This is a genomic window from Bradyrhizobium sp. AUGA SZCCT0182, from assembly GCF_018130185.1.
Taxonomy (GTDB): domain Bacteria; phylum Pseudomonadota; class Alphaproteobacteria; order Rhizobiales; family Xanthobacteraceae; genus Bradyrhizobium.
Genome location: NZ_JAFCLY010000018.1, coordinates 28,480 through 45,935 on the forward strand (window position 1 = coordinate 28,480; position 17,456 = coordinate 45,935).

Here is a 17,456-nt window from a genome sequence, read left to right on the forward strand (position 1 = left end):
GCAGTGTGACCCTATTGGGCGAGCGCGCCGCGTTGCTCCCATGGTCCCGGATTGAGAACCGCGCCGCTGACTTTGCCGGCGGCGTCCCTGACGAAGGCGATCCGCGTATGATCGCCACTCTCGACCTGGAATTCATCCTTTGAGCGGACCGCCACCGGCACAGGCTGGCCCTTGTCGAAATCAAGGATCGACCAGGTGCCGGTCGCTTCAACCACAAGCATGCCGTCCGCGACACGGACCTGGAGCTCGACACTGTGCGATGGCGCCGCTTCCCGGGCAAAGGCGATCACGAGTGGATCGGTCTCTTTCTGACGGATGATCTTGAGCTTGATCGGGGCGTTGAACGGACCCGAAATCCGTCGAAAAGCTGCTTCCAGGGCCAGGCCCTTGATCGACCGATCGTCGATCGCGGTGATGAGATCTCCCGCCATCACGCCGGCTCTCGCGGCGGGGCCCCTGTTGGCCGGTTTGATCACCCTCAGGCCATCCGTCTCTGCGACAACGGACTCAAGACCGGTCCAGCCGTTACCATCGACAACAAGCGAGGTCTGTTTGTCCAATGAACTTGCGGATCCTCCGAAGTCGTAGCGTCCGGCATATTCCGTAAGCTCGCGCGCATTCAATTGCGTTGACGCGGCAGGCGCGGAAACTTCCGGAGCCTTCAACGCCGCATAGGGTAGACGGCGAACCGCGTTGAAATAGAAACCGTTCTCACTGTGCTGGTGTCGCTGCATCATCATGACAAGGATCAGTTTCTGGGCCGGGTCGACCGAGAAGAACGTGCCCCAGCTTCCCTGCCAGTTGAAGCTGCCGACAGATCCCGGGATCAGGCTGAAATCCGGGTTGGTGCGAACGGCGAAGCCGAGCCCCCACCCCGTCCCAAACGCTGGACCGGCTTCGTGTCCCGCGAGGTGGATGTCCGATGGCAGCGAATTTGTCGTCATCAGCCGGACCGTTTCCGGTTTCAAAATACGCGCACCATCAAGCTCACCGCCGTTGAGCAGCATCTGGCAGAAGCGCAGGAAGTCCGGCACCGTCGAAACGATCCCGCCACCACCCGAAAAGAACGTTTGCGGCTTGCCGACGTCTCCATCCGTCAACGGCGGGGGCTGCGCGCCCGGCAGGGCGACGAGGCGGGAGAGTTTATCTTCCGGCACGTGGAAGCCGGTATCGACCATATGGAGCGGCGCGAACAGGCGGCTTTGCAGAAACTGGTCGAATGGCTGGCCCGACACGACTTCGATGACACGGCCGAGAACATCATATCCCAAAGAATATTCCCAGACTGCGCCCGGCTGGTGCACAAGCGGAAGAGTGCCGATACTCGCGACAAAGGGTGCGATCGTCTTGTCGCGCCGCATCGGCGCCTTGATGCCGTAAAGCGCATGTATCGCCGCATTGCCAAATCCGGGATCGGCATAGTCGGGGCTTGCATAGACAAGGCCGGACGTGTTGCGCAGGAGATCGCGGATCGTCATCGCCCGCCTGGCCGGTTCAAGCTCGATCAGGATTGCATCTCCGGTCGCCGGATCCTTCTTGACGACCTGCATATCCCTGAGCTCCGACAAGTATTGCGCCACGGGAGCATCAAGCTCGAGCTTGCCGTCATCGACCAGGATCATGGTGGCGACGCTGGTGATCTGCTTGGACATCGAGCCGATGCGGAAGATCGAATCCGGCCGCATCGGAATTTTCTTGTCGTGGTCCGCAAAGCCGGTGGGCTGCAAATAGGCGAGCTTTCCGCCGCGGGCGATCGCCACGACAAAGCCGGAGGGATCGCCGTTTCTGGTCTGCGCCTCGAACCAGGAGGTCATGCGCGCCAGTCGCCGCGCCGAAAAGCCTGTAGTGTTGGGATCGCCGACGGTCTGCAGATCGTCAGCAAGCGCCGTACCCACCAGACAGAGTGTGAGCGCGGCCACGCAGGATGCCTGGATGATTTTCATTGGGGAGCCTTTCAGACGATCCCAAACCGGGATTCCCATACTTCGCCCGGAGAACCTGCCCGATCGTTTTGGTTCCTTCTCGCCAAATCCTGAAATGCGGTTAGCCGATTTCTCAGTCCGGCTTGCCGTTTCCTGAAACGGCGTGCGCCTTCGGCGGCATCGATGCCTTTTTCGCCATGGCAAGATGCCGGAATTCGGTTGGGGTCAGGTCGGTGGCGGCCTTGAAGGCCCGATTGAATGGCCCGATCGACTGGAAGCCGGTGTCCATCGCGATCGTCAAGACCGGTACTTCCTTTTGTCCGGGGTCGGCCAGCGCCGCCTTGGCTTCCTCGATCCTGTAGCGGTTGAGGAACGCATTGAAGTTGCGGTGACCCATGCCTTCATTGATGAGCTGCCGCAGCCGGTATTCCGGCACGGCAAGCTCGGCGGACAGCACGCCAATGGTCAACCCCTCGCGCCGATAGGCGCGATCGACCATCATCAGTTGCTGCAGCCGGCGCAACAAGGCCGGCTCGACGACGGGAGGTTTGTCCTCCGCGTCAGATGCGACGGCGTTGATATCGCCGAGGATATCCGTCGCCGGGAGAGGCCGGGGGCCTTCCGGCATTCCGACCGCCCGTAACAGAAACCAGCCATAGAGGCCCATCAGCACGCAGAGGCCGAAAGCTTTACCGACGCTCGCTATCGACGCACCGGAAGCCAATGGCGACGGAAAAATGTTCAGTAATGTCACAATGGCGATATAGACCGACGCCCCGATCAGGACCACCAGCCGCTGCCGCCGCCGTCCCTCCACCATGTCCGCTGGCCATGTCGCAAGCGTCTGCGCCACGGCCAACAGAGCCAGGCCAAGAGACGCGACCTGCACCGCACGGTCGAGCGCCTGTCCGGGCATGGGCCACTCGATGGCCCCGCCGGCGACGAGCACTTCGGTGCCGGCCATCGCGACCCACAGGGCGCCATGCCAGCGCCGCAGCACGAAGTCGTCATCGAAGGCCGCACGCGCCCAAAGCCAGAACAAGACCGAGCTACCGGCCGTCAACGCCAGCAGAAACAGACTCCACCATTGCCAGGGCCGCGGAAAATTCGGCGCCGAACAGATTGCGGAAGCGGCGGCGCTGATCGCGACCGCCGCGCCGAGGCGTGCGACCGTGCTGTCACGGAGATCCCGCAGCCCCACAGCCGCGATCAGCAACGCTAACCCCGCCGCCGCGCCACGAAGACCGAGGTCGATCGACAAGAGACCGCTGCTGCCCACGACCGAAAACACTCCGGATGATTTTCTCGATGCAACGCCTTACGTGTCTCGCCCGTTACTCAAGCTGCGCCGACCGAACATTGCACATCATCGTTCAATCCGCCAAGCGGGCGCGAAACGCAGAATCGTGATCGAGTATGATCGTCACGAACGGCCGAAATCTCATTTCCGGCATCCAGCCAAATTGTGATGCGGGCCCTTGCCAGCCGTCTTGCAGGCTCTAAGCTTTGGTCCGATTGCGACCGCCGCCATGGCGGCACGGGGGGCCGATGAACCAGGACGAGTTGCTCGCCCTGATCGACCAGATCTATGGCGCGGCGGCGGACATCGACCGCTGGCCCGTGGTGCTGCAGACCATCGCCGATGCGTTTGGCGCCGGCGATGCCTCGCTCAGTGCGGTCTCGCAGCGGGACGTCCCGTGGCTGGTGGCTCCCCGCACCGATCCGGCGTTCCTGCAAAGCTATGGCGCGTACTACCACCCGCTGAATCTGTTCTGGCAGCGGGCGGCGAGCCTGCCGGTCGGAACTATCGTCACCGACCGCATGGTGCTGCCAAAGGAGACGCTGCGTTCCAGCCCGTTCTTCAACGAATGGTCGCGGCCGCAAGGGTATCTCTCGGTGATGGGAGCAACCCTGCTGGCCGACGACGACTGGCGCGTCGAGTTCGTCGTTCCCGGCAGAGACGAATTTGGGCCGGAGCAGCTGAAGCTTTATGAGGCGATTGCGCCGCATTTGAAACGGGCGGTGCAGCTCAACCATCGCCTGCAAGCCCTGGCGCTCGATCGCCATTATTCGTTCGCCGCGCTCGACAGCATCGGTCAGGGCGTGCTTGTCGTCGACTCCCGGGCGCGCGTCCTGTTTGCCAACCGGGCCTGCGACAGCGCGTTCGCCGATGGCCTGCGCCTCGACGACGGCGTGCTTTGCGGCGCCTCCTCGGCAGAGACCGCCGGCCTGCATCTGGCGATTGCGGCCAGCGCACAGACTGGCGAGGATGACGCACGGGACTCGGTGTCGATTTCGCGAGGCGAGTTCAAGAGCGCGTTGTCGCTGCTCGTCATTCCCCTCCGATCCGAGATCGAGGCAATCGCGAGATATAACCGGGCGGCGATCATCTTCGTCACCGATCCGGACAAAGTGGTGTTGCCCGACGACAAGCAATTGCAGAAGAAGTTCGGGCTTACCCCGGCGGAAGTCGGCCTCATCCGCGAATTGACCGGGGGCAGCAGCCTTCAGACCGCCGCGGGCCGGCTCGGTATCAAGATTGCGACGGCGCGGACCCATCTTCATCGCATCTTTGCGAAAACCGGCACGACGCGTCAGGCCGAACTGATGCGCCTGATGCTGACAAGGGAGCATTGGGCACGGCCCGGCAGGAACTAACCTGGAAGGGAAGTCTGGGTAGCCCTCACTTCGAGAAGTGCCAGGCGGTGCGATAACCGGTCGTTATATAAATCTTGTCATGCCGACATTCGGAGGTTTGCCAATTGAGTTCACTGTCTTCACACGTCGATGCCTTCGTTGCGGAAGTGAGAGAGCGTTGGGAGGTACCTGGCGTCGCGGTAGCGATAGTGCGGCGCGATGGGCCACTGCACGTGCATGCCTACGGCGTAAGTAGCGTCACCAGTTCCGCTCCCGCGGATGTCGATACGACCTTTGCGATCGGATCATGTTCAAAGGCTTTCACTTCCGGGTTGGCCGCAGCATTGGTAGATGCCGGTAAGATCGATTGGGACGATCCAATCCGGAAGTATCTGCCATCATTCCAGTTGTATGACCCCTGGATCAGCGACCGCGTAACGCTCCGAGATTTGTTGGCCAATCGGACAGGATTGTCGCGCGCAAGCGTTGGAGAATATGGGTCCGACCTGAGCCGTGCAGAGCTGTTGCATCAGGCCCGCTACATCCAGCCGATCGCCGGCTTTCGCGATCAGTTCACCTACTGCAATGTCGGTTACGCCGCTGCCGCCGAGGCCATGGCGCTGACGGCTGGCCATCCCTTTGATCATGTGATGGACGAATACCTTCGGAGGCCACTTGGGGTGACGCCCAGCACCGTCTCCGAAGTGCAGAGCACGGCAACCAGCAATGTTGCGGCCCCGCACTACAAGGTCGCCGGCAAGGTTCAGGTGGTCCCGCCCATGTCCACGGACAACCTGTCGGGAGCGATTGGCCAGGCTATGAGCGCGCGCGATGCAGCCAGATGGCTCGCGTTTCACCTTGATGAGGGGACGCGCCAAGACACCCGGCTCGTTTCTCCGCAACAGCTACGGGAAACGCACCTTTTGCAGGTTGCGCGCAGAGATCAAGCTGCGAACGACGGATATGGCTTTGGCTGGCATGTTCGCAACCGGCGCATCCAGCACGACGGAGCCGTTCGTGGATTTCGCACCAACATCTGGTGTGATCTGGCGGGTGGCCTCGGCATATTCGTCACGACCAATCTCGGTTCCGGCTTCGCTCAATTCGCGATCACCAATCGTATAATTCAAGCCATACGTGGAGAAGCCGTTACCGACTGGATCGCGCATTTTGACGAAATGGCAAAAGGCGAGTTGAACGAGCGTATCGCCCGCTTCGACAAGGAAAGATTCGAGGAGCCGGTTTCCACATCTCGTTGGAGGCTGGACGACTTCATTGGCAACTACCAGCACGAAGGTTTTGGTTCTCTGCATATCGAGCCGAGAAACGATCATCTGTGGTTTCGGATCGATGGATTGTCTGGCTTTGACGGGCCGCTGGTTCGCTATTCCGATTTGAGCTTGGAATACCAGGGTGATCGCGATGCCATGGCTTGGCCGGCAATAGCAGCCGCAGAGGTACCGCGGGGTGAACGCGCTCAGGTCCGGTTTCGTGCTGCCGAGAATGAAATCGACGGGCTTTGTTGGTCCGACTGGTTCGGCGAGGCGAAGTTTATCCGGATCACATAGCATTCTCTCCACACCATAAATCGAGAGATGCTTTCGCTTACGCCGCGCTAGTGAAACTCGATTTATGAGTCCACGGCCTAATTCACCAACAAAACTTCGCCGACACGGTCGATGTCGTAGCCGGCAAGTTCTGTCGCATGCTCGCGGAACGCCGCCGACCGCAGGAAGCCGAACAGGCGCTGCGGCCCGGGCAGGAAATAGTCGCGCTGCCGCAGCACGAGATCAAAATTCTCCCATGTCAGCGGCAGGAATTCGAGCGCGGCGGCCAGCGCGACCGACCTTGTTGCGATCCCGCAATCGGCGCGGCCGGAGCGCACCGCCTGCGCGACGTCGGTTCCGGTCGGGCAAGCCGGCTTCAACAAAGTGAGATCATGCGCTGCAAGGCCGGCGCGGGCCAGCAAGGCGAGCAACAGCAATTGCGCGCCGGCGCCGAGCGGACGCTGCGCCATCCGCGGGCCGGACCGCGCGACCGAGGCGATGTCGCTCAGCCCGAGTGGATTGCCTGGTGCGACCAGGATGCCTTGCTCGCGCCGTGCAAACGAAATCACGACGGCATCGTGCAATCCCGGCGCGCCGGCAACGGTTGCGATGTTGACCTGCTCATCATCCTCACCATTTCCCTGGGCGTGCAAATGAATCGCCGCGGCCATCACCTCGCCGCGGGTCAGCCGCCGCAATCCTTCTTCGCTTCCTTCCGGCAGGCTCGCGAGGCCGCAGCGGCTCTCGCGCAGCGCCCATTCCAGCAGGGGATCATGACTGCCGCCAACGATCGGGGGCGCAGCGACGTGGCTGAGCGCGGCAGGCGCGATCAGGCCGGCCGTCACCCACCGGTCAAGCGCCGCGCGCGGAAACAGCCACCGTCCCGTCACCTTGGTGCACGGCACCGCGCCTTGCGCGACCAGCTCGTAGAGCTTGCGTTCGGACAGCCGCAGGTAGGTCGCGGCCTCGTCGGTGGTGAGTAGATCGGCCATTACGAACCAGCATAAACATGCAGATATATGAATATATTACGAAGTTTGACCATAATCGCGGCTTCTGCACAAGATGCGCAAAGGATGGATTTGGGATGATTGGCGATGCTTCTGCACTTCAGCTCGTGCTGACCGGTGACCCGGCGTTGCTGGCGATCGTGCGGCTATCGCTGATCGTGAGCCTTTCCGCCGTCGTCCTTGCCGCCCTTATTGGGATCCCGTTCGGCGCCGCGCTGGCGCTGATCCAGTTTCCCGGCCGTCAGGCCGTCATCGTCGTGCTCAACGCGCTGATGGGCCTGCCGCCGGTGGTGGTCGGGCTGGCGGTTTTCCTGGCGCTGTCGCGTGCGGGTCCGCTCGGCTCATGGGGCCTGCTGTTCACGCCGAAGGCGATGATCATCGCACAAACGGTGCTGGTGGCCCCGATCATCGCGGCCCTCACGCGCCAGACCATCGAAGATCTGTGGCTCGAATACCGCGACGAACTCAACGCGATGAATGTCGGCCCGGTCGGCCGGGTAGCAACGCTGATCTGGGATGCGCGCTTCAGTCTCGTCACCGCATTGCTTGCCGGGTTTGGCCGGGCAGCAGCCGAGGTCGGCGCCATCATCATTGTCGGCGGCAATATCGACGGCTTCACCCGCACCATGACGACCGCAATCGCGCTGGAAACGTCCAAGGGCGACCTGCCGCTGGCCGTCGGACTCGGCATAGTGCTGATCGTGATCGTGATCGCGGTCAACGCGCTCGCCTGGACCGCCCGCCGCGCGGGCGAGCGAATGGCGGGGTGACCATGCGCGCGCCAGTTTCCGATCTGCCAATCAGCTTCGAGAACGTCACCGTCACCGCCGGGGCGGTGACGATCCTCGATGGCATCAGCCTCACGCTGAACCCGGGGACGCCGACCATCCTGATCGGCCCGAACGGCTCCGGGAAGAGCACGCTGCTGCGCACGGCGATGGGACTGGTGCGGCCATCACAGGGGCGCGTGACGTGGAGCGGTCGGGAAGATGTCCCGCCGACGCGGCGTGCCATCGTGCTGCAGCGCCCGGCCATGCTGCGGCGTAGCGCAAGCGGCAATATCCGCTACGCCCTGCGCGCCTCGGGCGTCGGACGGACGGAGCAGCAAAGCCGGATCGATGAGCTGCTGGCACTGGTCGGCCTCGGACAACTGGCCGATCGTCCCGCGCGGCGGCTGTCGGGCGGCGAACAGCAGCGGCTTGCGCTGGCGCGCGCGCTCGCCCGCGATCCCGCCATACTCTTTCTGGACGAGCCGACCGCGAGCCTCGATCCCGCCGCCACCAAGGCGATCGAGGACATCGTCCACGCGGTGAGCCAGCGCGGCATCAAGATAGTCATGGCGACCCATGACCTCGGCGAAGCCCGGCGGCTGGCGGGCGACATCGTGATGCTTCACCGCGGCCGCGTGATCGAAACCGGCCCGGCCGCGTCGTTCTTCAACACACCACAAACCGGCGAAGCGAGAACGTTCATCGCCGGCGAACTGCTCGTTTGTCCGATCTCTGGGAGGACATGAAATGTTTACTCGCCGCTTGCTGATGGCGATTGCCGTCAGCGCCGTTTTCGCTGGCTCCGCTTTCGCGCAGGACAAATCGATCCTGGTGGCGTCGACCACCTCGACGCAGGATTCAGGCCTGTTCGGCCATCTGCTGCCGATGTTCAAGGCCAGGACGGGCATCGACGTGAAGGTGGTTGCACAGGGCACCGGCCAGGCGATCGATACCGGCCGCCGCGGCGACGCCGACGTGCTGTTCGTCCACGCCAAGGCGGCGGAAGAAAAATTCCTCAGCGAAGGCTTTGGCGTCAAGCGTTACCCTGTCATGTACAACGACTTCGTCCTGGTCGGCCCGAAAAGCGATCCTGCAGGCATCAAGGGGTCAAAGGACATCGTCGCCGCGTTCAAGACGCTCAAGGACAAGGGCATCGACTTCATTTCGCGCGGCGACAAGTCCGGCACGCACCAGGCCGAGCTCAATCTCTGGAAGGTCGCCGGCATCGACATCGCGACGGACAAAGGCCCCTGGTACAAGGAGATCGGCCAGGGCATGGGCGCCGCGCTCAACACCGCGGCGGCTTCAAACGCCTATGTGCTGACCGATCGCGCCACCTGGCTTTCGTTCAAGAACAAGGGCGAACTCGTCATCGAGGTCGAAGGCGACAAGCGGCTGTTCAACCAGTATGGCGTCATGCTGGTGAACCCGGCGAAGCATCCGAACGTCAAGAAGGATTTCGGCCAGCAATTCATCGACTGGCTGGTTTCGTCCGAGGGCCAGAAGGCGATCGCCGATTTCAAGATCAACGGCGAGCAGCTGTTCTATCCCAACGCCAGCGATCCGGGCGCCTGATGCGCATTCGCCCTTTTGCAAGCCTTGCGGTTCTCGCGTTGATGTCAGCACCAGCCATTGCGGAAGATCTGGTGCTGCTTCATGCCGCCGGCAGCTTGCGCGGCGCGCTGACCGACGTTGCGGCCAGTTTCGAGGCGGCAACCGGGACCAAGGTGAAGGCAAAGTTCGGCGCATCCGGTCTGCTGAAGGACGAAATCGCCGGCGGCGCCAGGGCTGAAGTGTTCGCTTCCGCCAACATGGAGCACCCGCGCGCATTGGCGCTCGCCAAACGCAGCGGCCCGGTGGTGCTGTTCGCACGCAACAAGCTCTGCGCGCTGGTGAGGCCAGGGCTCGCAGTCGAGCCCGCGACGCTGCTCGACCGGATGCTCAACGCCGAGATCAAGCTTGGCACCTCGACACCGCGCGCCGATCCGTCAGGCGACTATGCCTGGGAAGTGTTTCGCAAGGCCGACAAGGTCAAACCCGGCGCCTACGCCCTGCTCGACAACAAGGCGCTGCAGCTCACCGGTGGCCCGACCAGCCCTCCGGCACCTCCGGACCGCTCGATCTATGGCAATTTGCTCGCACAGGGCGCCGCCGACATCTTCCTGGCCTATTGCACCGGCGCGCTGGCCGCGCAGAAGGAAAATCCGCAGCAACAGATCGTCGCGCTTCCCGACGCGCTGGCGGTCGGCGCCGATTACGGACTGACCGTGATCAACGACGCGTCGGCGAGCGCCTACAAATTTGCGCTGTTCATTCTTTCGACCGAGGGCCAGCAGCTGCTCGCCAAGCACGGTTTTGCCGCGCCGGGCGCGGCGCCATAGGGGATGGATTGAAGATGCGCCGTATCGGCCTGCTCGGCATCACGCTCCTTGCTCTGGTTGCACCCGCGGCCGCGGCCGACGACGGCTGCGAAAAATTCGCGTGGTCGCTGGCACGCGAGCGGGCATGGTTTGCGGCATCCGACAAAACGAGCGTCGCGTCCGGTGTAACGCTCGCAGCATTTCCGAAGGCCGCCATTGCGATTCGTCTGCAGCCGGCCGGTGAGGCCGTATTCGAAATGCCGCCGGAGCGGAAGCCGCGTATCGAACGATGGTTTGGCGGCGCCGTTCGATTTCCGGCGACTGAGCGGCCAGGCATCTATCAGGTGACCCTCTCGGAGGACGCGTGGATCGATATCGTCCAGGACAGCCGCTACGCACGCTCCGTCGGCAGCACCGGGCGAAGCGATTGCCCGGGATTGCGCAAAAGCCTGCGCCTGGAGCTTGGTGCCACCCCGTTCACCCTGCAGGTCAGCGGCGTCCCGTCGGATGCGATCGTCATCGCGATCAGCGCTGTCGAATAGTTTTCAGCCTGGCCAGATCGAGGCCTGGACCAACGCGTGCCGCATAACCGGCTTTTCCCCGATTAGCCGCCGGCTTCGCCATCAGCGGAAACCTCGCGGCCGGTCCTGTCCCTGCCGCGAAGGTGAAGCCTGTCGCCGTCAAACGACAGGGTCCACTTCTGTAGTTCGTCCATCCCCACCGCCTGCCGCTCAATCTCAAACGTGGAGCCGTTCAACCACTTCCCCTTGGTCGCAAATACGCCGCCGGCGATCGAGTCTGCCTTGCGATACAGGCCATCGAGTCCAATCGGACCGATAAACCGGCGCGACGGCTGGCTCGGATCGGATGCGTATAACTCGAGGTCGTAGTGCGGGCTCGGATGAGCGAGGATCAGCGATATCGATTTCACGTTCAGCGCATTGGCCGAAAACTTGTAGGAGCGTCCCGAGACCGCGGCTGCGGTCCCCGGCGTTTCGCCAATTTCCGTCGCCTTCTCGGTCGATATCTCGCGAATCTTGTCCGCGAGCCGATTCGAGGCGGTGGTGTCAGGGGGCAATGCCGTTTCGGATCTGACGGCGCCAGAAATCAGATCAGCCAGCCTGCCTAACGGACAAAAATCCCTGGCGGTCGTCACCGCGACGATATCAAGCCGGGGCAAAACCATGATGAGCTGGCAATGGTATCCGTTCGCCATGTAGACGTGCTTGTCGGGAAGCGCCCAGAACAAATTGGAATACCGCAGATCCGGCGCTCTCGGCATATTCATGTTCACGGTGGCGTGGCTCACCTTGTCGATCCAGCCGGGTGGAAGCAGCGATTTGTCCTCCCATTGGCCGTTGCGCAAATACAGATAGCCGATCTTCGCCATGTCGCGCGGCAGCAAGGCCAGACCGTATCCGCCGGTCGAATTACCCTGGGGATCACGCCACCAGTTCGAGACGGTGATCCCGAGCGGCCCGAACAGCTTGGCCTTCGCATAGTCCGCGGCGCTCATGCCGGTGAGCTTGGTGATGATGCCGGACAATAGGTGCGTGCCGCCGCTGTTGTAGTTGAAGGCCTCTCCCGGCGCGCTCGACATCGGACGATCGAGAATGAATTTGATCCAGTCCCGCTGGCGGCTCATTTCGATGACCGACTCCGGACGCCCGTCCAGCGGCTCCTTCCAGTCGATTCCCGATGTCATATCCAACAGGTGCTGAACCGTGATGGCTTTCTTTCTGTCGTCGGCATCTGCGACGCTGCGATCGCCAAAGAAATCCAGCACCGGATGGTCGAAGCTATCAAGCAGACCATCCTTGTGGGCAATCGCCGCCAGCGTCCCGACGACCGCCTTGGTCGAAGAGTTTATCCGGTGCGGAATGTCTGATGTATAGGGCGCGTAATAGGCATCCAGCACGATACGTCCATGCCGAACCAGCAGGAGGCTGTCGAGGCTGCGGGTTTTCCCGAAATCGAGCAGATTGGCGAGCGCCATCGAATCCATGCCCTGCTCTTCCGGCGTGGATGTTTGCCATTGCTGGGTTGGCCAGACGCCTTCTGCTTCCGCTTGCGCAACTGCTGCGGGGCCGCAGATCAGGGCCGCCAGAGCGAGCATGCCGAGCGCGGACCCTGAAACGGCAGATCGTATGTTTGGCATGAACGCCTCGCCGCTTGATTGTGGGCTCAAACTTTTGCGACCTGGGATCGGAATGTCAATCGCCGTTGCGCACCGCAACCGAGGTCGGCACCGGAGCTACATTTCGTCAGCCGGTTACCCACCTTGCCGATCTGCGGAAGAATGCCTATGACCGGACGGCCAGTGTTCCCCTGGGCGGAAGAACAAATGGACCGCATCGACGCGATGAAAGTCTTTGTCTCCGCCGTCGACGAGGGCAGCCTTGCCGGTGCCGGCAGACGCCTGCGCCGGTCACCGGCCGCCGTGAGCCGCGCGATCGCATTCCTCGAGAACCATGTCGGGGCTGAACTGCTTCATCGCACCACGCGGTCGCTGAAGCTGAGCGAGGCCGGCGAGCGCTATGTCGTTGCGTGCCGCCGCGTTCTCGTCGAACTCGAGGAGGCCGATCTCGTCGCCGGCAGCGAGCGCTCGGCGCCACGCGGCACGCTGACCCTCACCGCGCCCATCATCACCGGTGAAGATATCCTGCGGTCGATTCTCGAAGCCTTCATGAACGAATATCAGGCGGTGTCGGCGCGGCTCGTTCTGCTCGACCGGCCGGTGAATCTGATCGACGAGGGCATCGATGTTGCGCTCCGCATCGCGCATCTCGCCGATTCGAATTTCGTCGCAGTGCGTGTCGGCGAAGTTCGCCGCGTGATCGCGGCGTCACCGGGATATCTGGCGCGGCATCCCGTCATCCGCGAACCGGCCGATCTGGCAAAGCACCGGATCGTCGCCATCACCCATTTCGGGCTGGATTCCTGGAGCTTCCCGCCGCTGAAGGGATCCTCCGTTCCACGGGTGGTCCAGTTCGCGCCGCGGCTGGTCGTCAACACGGTTCGCGCGGCGATCGCCTCGGTGACCGAAGGGCATGGCGTCACGCGGCTGTTCTCCTATCACATCGCCGACGAAATCCGCGACGGACGGCTGCAACTGCTGCTCGGCAAGGACGAACACCCGCCGCTGCCGGTTCATTTGCTGGCGCCGCAGGGGCGTTTGTCGGTGCCGAAGGTGCGGGCCTTTGTCGATTTCGCCGCGCCGCGCCTGAAGCGGTATTTCACCCGGCTTTCGAACGAGGCCGACAAGAACGCCAGCGCCATTCGTTCGCGCGGCGGAAGGGTGCCTTCCGAATAGCGGGCATTCGCATCGAAATCCGGAAGAACTAGCCTGATCTCAATCGGCGCCACACGGCCCGGCGGCAAACCTGCCGCTTCACAGAGATCAGGAGGCTACCATGGGTAAGGAACAGAAAGTCGTCATCATCACCGGCGCATCGCAGGGCATCGGCGCGGATCTGGTGAAGGGATATCGCGACCGCAACTACCGCGTCGTCGCCAATTCCCGTTCGATCAAGCCGTCCAGCGATCCGGATGTTCTGGCTGTGGCAGGCGACGTTTCCGACCCGGCGACCGCGCAGAAAATCGTGTCGCAGGCGCTGGAGCGTTTCGGCCGCATCGACTCCCTGGTCAACAATGCCGGCATTTTCATCGCCAAGCCGTTCACCGAGTACAGCGCGGAAGACTACGCGTACGTGATTGCGATCAATCTCGGCAGCTTCTTCCACCTCTCCAAGCTCGCCGCGGCCGAGATGCTGAAGCAGGGTTCCGGTCACATCGTGCAGATCACGACCAGCCTGGTCGACCATGCCAACAGCAACGTTCCCTCGGTGCTTGCTTCGCTGACCAAGGGCGGCTTGAACGCCGCCACCAAATCGCTCGCGATCGAGTACGCAAAGCGGGGCATCCGCGTCAACGCTGTCTCCCCGGGTGTCATCAAGACCCCGATGCACAAACCTGAAACGCACGAATTCCTGGCCAATCTGCATCCGGTCGGGCGCATGGGCGAAGCTAAGGACATCGTCGACGCCGTGCTGTTCCTGGAAAGCGCCGCCTTCGTTACCGGCGAGATCCTGCATGTCGATGGCGGCCAGAGTGCCGGTCACTGACAGCCATTCGGAACAACTCCAGCAAGGACAATAAAAATGCCCATCGTCACCATCCAGATCACCCGCGAAGGCACCGAAGGCGGTGCCGACGCGGCCACGCCGGAAGAAAAGGCTGCCCTGATCAAGGGCGTCAGCCAGCTGCTGCTCGACGTGCTGAAGAAGCCGCTGGAATCGACCTTCGTCGTCATCGACGAAGTCGACACCGGCAATTGGGGTTGGGGCGGCCTTCCCGTGCTCGACTACCGAAAGAAGCGTGCGAGCGCGCGCACGGGCTCCGCAAGCTAGCGGGAAGGATGTTCGAACCGGCGGAGACGATGCCGTGCTGTTGGTGATTGGCGCGGGGCGCTGTCGTCGCATCGAATCCTTTCGCTGGTTCCGCACGCCGTCCTCATACGACAATTCGATTGATGTCGAAGCATTAAAGTCGCAACCCCTGCCATGATGATCGCAGTCGCCGGATCGAACCGGCGCTGCATTCACAGGAGAACAACATGGCAGCAATCGACAACGCCAACCAAAGCCTGGTCGTCACCGCGTTCTGGGAAGTCAATCCGGGCGAGGAAGCGGCGGTCGCGAATCTACTGAAAGACTTCCTGCCGCAGGCGCAGCGCGAGCCCGGCGTGAAGGAATTCCAGATCCATCAGAACCTGGCGGAGCCGCGCAAATATTTCTTCTATGAGGTGTTCGCTGGCGAAGCAGCGTTCGCCGATCATCAGCAAACGCCGCACTTCAAGAACATCATCCAGGGTCAGGCGATTCCAAAACTTGCGAAGCGTGAACGGTCGCAGTTCCGCTTCATCTAGGCTCAAGCCGGCGCGCCGCTGCCTGCTTCGACGGCGCGCCGCTTCAACAATTCCTGTTCGCGTTTGTTGCCGGCGAGCCTGGCAGCGGCCTCGAACGCGGCGCGCGCTTCTTCGAAGCGTCCGAGCTTGTGCAGGAGATCGCCGCGAACGCTCCCCAGCAAATGATAGGTCTTCAGCGCGGGTTCGCCCGCGAGACGGTCCACGATCACAAGCGCTGCCGCCGGCCCCTCGGCCATGCCGACCGCAACGGCGCGGTTGAGTTCGATGATGGGCGAGCGCACCAACGCGGCCAGTTCGGCGTAGAGTTCTGCAATGCGCGACCAGGGGGTTTCATTGGGCGCCGACGCCTGCGCGTGGCAGGCGATGATCGCCGCCTGCAGGGCATAGAAACCACCGGCGCCGCCGAGATCGCGCGCCCGCGCCAGCGCCAGCAGGCCGCGGCGAATCTGGAGTTGATCCCACAGTCCGCGGTTCTGGTCCATCAGCAGGATGGGATCGCCGGCCTGATCCGTCCGTGCGGCTGTGCGCGACCCGTTCAACTCCATCAGCGCCAGCAGGCCGTGCGCCTCGGATTCCTGCGGTGCGATCGAGGTGAGCACGCGCCCCATGCGCAGCGCATCGTTGCAAAGCTGCGGCCGCAGCCATTCGTCGCCGCGGGCCGCCGTATAGCCCTCGTTGAAGATGAGGTAGACGACCTCCAGCACGGAAGCGAGCCTTTCGGAAAGCTCCTCGCCGCGCGGGGTCTCGTAAGCGAGCCCGGATTCCGACAGCGTCCGCTTCGCGCGCACGATCCTTTGAGCAATGGTCGCCTCCGGCAGCAGGAAGGCGCGCGCGATCTCGTCCGTTGTCAGGCCGCAGATCATCCGCAGCGCCAGCGCGGCGCGGGCTTCGCGCGACAGGCGCGGATGGCAGGCCATGAAGATCAGCCGCAGCAATTCATCGCCGATATCGTCGTCGAGCGCGCTGTCGAAATCGGGCATGGCCTGCTGTTCCTGCTCCATGTCCCGCGCCACGATCTCGTGCTTGCGGGTGAGCATCTGGCGGCGGCGCAGCTGATCCAGCGCCCGCCGCTTGGCGATCGCCATCAGCCAGGCGCCGGGCTTTTCCGGAACGCCCGTGACAGGCCAGTGCTCGATCGCCGCCAGCAGCGCTTCCTGCGTCAGGTCCTCGGCCAGCGGCACGTCGCGCAGCATCCGCGACAGGCTGGTGAGCAGCCGCGGCTGCTCGATGCGCCAGACGGCGACGACGGTGCGATGGATGTCGGCGGCGGTCATCGCCGCCAACACCGTCCGCGCCGCACCCGCTTCAAGAGGCGGCCCGCGCACTGACCGAGCAGGCCGCCTCCCAATCCGCCGTCACAAAAGCGCGGACTTCGCACGTGCCTTCCCAGCCCGGCATGTAGTCGCGGTGGACCTGCATGAACTCGACCGCCTTCTCGATCGCTTCCTGCTTGTCGCGGAGTTCGAAGATCGCATAGCCGCCGATCACCTCCTTGGCTTCCACGAACGGCCCGTCCACGACACCAAGCCTGCCGTCCGTGATCCGCACTTGCGCGCCCAATGTGCGCGGTTGTAGCGCACCGCTGGTGACCATACGGCCGGCCTTGATTTCGCGTTCGGCAAGCTTGTGCACGGCCGCCATCAATTCGGGCGTCGGCGGTGTGGGGTGGACAGGCGTAACGATATACATGAAGCGCACGTGAAGAACTCCCTTGTGAGTTAGCCACCGCTATCGCTGGTTAGCGGCGGCCGGGATGGCGAACGGCGATGATCAGGAACACTCGCCCGGCGCGCCGTCGAAGAACGCGCGAATCTCGCACGTCCCTTCCCAGCCCGGCATGTGATCGATGTGGAGCTGCATGAATTCCTTCGCCAGCGCCACCGCCTCTTCCTTGCTGCGCAGTTCTGATATCGCGTAGCCGCCGATCACTTCCTTGGCCTCCACGAACGGCCCATCGACGACGCTGAGCTTGCCGTCGGTGATGCGCACCTGCGCGCCCATCGCGAGCGGCATCAACCCGCCGGTGTCCAGCATGCGGCCGGCCTTGATTTCCCTGTCGGCGAGCTTGTTCATCGCCTCCATCATTGCTGCCGGCGGCTCTGCGGGCGGATGGGACGACATGACGATCGACATGAAGCGCATGAAAAACTCCTGTTTGAGGCGAGCCGCAGGCACCCAGCCCGCGGAACTGTCCCGCTATTTGAGACGACGAACGGGATTGCCGGGAATCGACAGCGGTTTTGACAATTTTTCGAGGGGACTAATGGACGCGCCGATCCGGGA

The 17,456-nt window shown here is 63.0% G+C and carries 18 protein-coding genes; 11 read left to right on the top strand and 7 right to left on the bottom strand.

The features are described 5' to 3' along the window. Positions 1–11: 11 nt before the first annotated feature. Positions 12–1,943 carry a serine hydrolase domain-containing protein gene (locus tag JQ611_RS19780; RefSeq protein ID WP_212466348.1) on the bottom strand — a complete coding sequence of 644 codons (1,932 nt, stop codon included), beginning with the start codon at positions 1,941–1,943 and terminating at the stop codon, positions 12–14. Positions 1,944–2,055: 112 nt separating this feature from the next. Beyond that, positions 2,056–3,201 (bottom strand): AraC family transcriptional regulator, encoded by a 1,146-nt coding sequence (locus tag JQ611_RS19785; RefSeq protein WP_212466349.1) that lies wholly within the window; start codon positions 3,199–3,201, stop codon positions 2,056–2,058. 269 nt (positions 3,202–3,470) lie between these two features. Between JQ611_RS19785 and JQ611_RS19790 the strand changes: the two genes are divergently transcribed. Both JQ611_RS19790 and JQ611_RS19795 read left to right on the top strand, forming a co-directional pair. Then, the gene (locus JQ611_RS19790; RefSeq protein ID WP_212265777.1) at positions 3,471–4,580 is read left to right on the top strand and encodes a hypothetical protein; all 1,110 of its coding nucleotides are present in this window, start codon (positions 3,471–3,473) and stop codon (positions 4,578–4,580) included. Between the two features lie 104 nt (positions 4,581–4,684). Beyond that, positions 4,685–6,127 carry a serine hydrolase gene (locus tag JQ611_RS19795; protein ID WP_212265776.1) on the top strand — a complete coding sequence of 481 codons (1,443 nt, stop codon included), beginning with the start codon at positions 4,685–4,687 and terminating at the stop codon, positions 6,125–6,127. Between the two features lie 77 nt (positions 6,128–6,204). Here JQ611_RS19795 and JQ611_RS19800 read toward each other — a convergent pair whose 3' ends face one another. After that, the gene (locus JQ611_RS19800; protein WP_212466350.1) at positions 6,205–7,098 is read right to left on the bottom strand and encodes a helix-turn-helix transcriptional regulator; all 894 of its coding nucleotides are present in this window, start codon (positions 7,096–7,098) and stop codon (positions 6,205–6,207) included. A gap of 95 nt (positions 7,099–7,193) precedes the next feature. On the opposite strand from JQ611_RS19800, the gene JQ611_RS19805 reads away from it, so the two are divergent. From JQ611_RS19805 to JQ611_RS19825, 5 genes are read left to right on the top strand one after another with little or no spacing between them, the layout of a single operon-like run. After that, the gene (locus tag JQ611_RS19805; protein WP_212265774.1) at positions 7,194–7,886 is read left to right on the top strand and encodes an ABC transporter permease; all 693 of its coding nucleotides are present in this window, start codon (positions 7,194–7,196) and stop codon (positions 7,884–7,886) included. Positions 7,887–7,888: 2 nt separating this feature from the next. Continuing rightward, positions 7,889–8,632, top strand: coding sequence for an ABC transporter ATP-binding protein (locus JQ611_RS19810; protein ID WP_212466404.1), 744 nt, complete (start codon positions 7,889–7,891; stop codon positions 8,630–8,632). A 1-nt stretch (position 8,633) separates the two neighbouring features. Then, positions 8,634–9,461, top strand: coding sequence for an extracellular solute-binding protein (locus JQ611_RS19815; RefSeq protein ID WP_212466351.1), 828 nt, complete (start codon positions 8,634–8,636; stop codon positions 9,459–9,461). Next, entirely contained in the window at positions 9,461–10,267 is an 807-nt protein-coding gene (locus tag JQ611_RS19820; protein ID WP_283816766.1) for a molybdate ABC transporter substrate-binding protein, read from the top strand. Before JQ611_RS19815 ends, JQ611_RS19820 begins: the two co-directional genes overlap by 1 nt. Positions 10,268–10,281: 14 nt before the next feature. Further along, on the top strand, positions 10,282–10,788 hold the full coding sequence (locus JQ611_RS19825; RefSeq protein ID WP_212466353.1) for a hypothetical protein: 507 nt from the start codon (positions 10,282–10,284) through the stop codon (positions 10,786–10,788). A gap of 62 nt (positions 10,789–10,850) precedes the next feature. On the opposite strand, the gene JQ611_RS19830 is transcribed toward JQ611_RS19825, so the two are convergent. Beyond that, a complete protein-coding gene (locus JQ611_RS19830) occupies positions 10,851–12,404 on the bottom strand; it encodes a serine hydrolase (protein WP_212466354.1) in 1,554 nt (517 codons plus the stop codon). Between the two features lie 186 nt (positions 12,405–12,590). Here JQ611_RS19830 and JQ611_RS19835 point away from each other — a divergent pair, with 186 nt between their 5' ends. From JQ611_RS19835 to JQ611_RS19850, 4 genes are all read left to right on the top strand, one after another. After that, the gene (locus JQ611_RS19835) at positions 12,591–13,559 is read left to right on the top strand and encodes a LysR family transcriptional regulator (protein ID WP_212466355.1); all 969 of its coding nucleotides are present in this window, start codon (positions 12,591–12,593) and stop codon (positions 13,557–13,559) included. A gap of 100 nt (positions 13,560–13,659) precedes the next feature. Continuing rightward, a complete protein-coding gene (locus JQ611_RS19840; protein ID WP_212466356.1) occupies positions 13,660–14,370 on the top strand; it encodes an SDR family NAD(P)-dependent oxidoreductase in 711 nt (236 codons plus the stop codon). A 36-nt stretch (positions 14,371–14,406) separates the two neighbouring features. Next, positions 14,407–14,655, top strand: coding sequence for a 4-oxalocrotonate tautomerase family protein (locus tag JQ611_RS19845; protein WP_212466357.1), 249 nt, complete (start codon positions 14,407–14,409; stop codon positions 14,653–14,655). Between the two features lie 206 nt (positions 14,656–14,861). Further along, positions 14,862–15,173 (top strand): putative quinol monooxygenase, encoded by a 312-nt coding sequence (locus tag JQ611_RS19850; protein ID WP_212386737.1) that lies wholly within the window; start codon positions 14,862–14,864, stop codon positions 15,171–15,173. A 2-nt stretch (positions 15,174–15,175) separates the two neighbouring features. Here the strand turns inward: JQ611_RS19850 and JQ611_RS19855 are convergent, their stop codons facing one another. From JQ611_RS19855 to JQ611_RS19865, 3 genes are all read right to left on the bottom strand, one after another. Continuing rightward, positions 15,176–16,447: an RNA polymerase sigma factor gene (locus JQ611_RS19855; RefSeq protein WP_212466358.1), complete on the bottom strand. Its 1,272-nt coding sequence runs from the start codon at positions 16,445–16,447 to the stop codon at positions 15,176–15,178. Positions 16,448–16,478: 31 nt separating this feature from the next. Beyond that, a complete protein-coding gene (locus JQ611_RS19860; RefSeq protein ID WP_249133311.1) occupies positions 16,479–16,862 on the bottom strand; it encodes a YciI family protein in 384 nt (127 codons plus the stop codon). 81 nt (positions 16,863–16,943) lie between these two features. After that, positions 16,944–17,315, bottom strand: a complete 372-nt coding sequence (locus JQ611_RS19865; protein ID WP_212415132.1) for a YciI family protein — start codon at positions 17,313–17,315, stop codon at positions 16,944–16,946. Between the last annotated feature and the right edge of the window lie 141 nt (positions 17,316–17,456).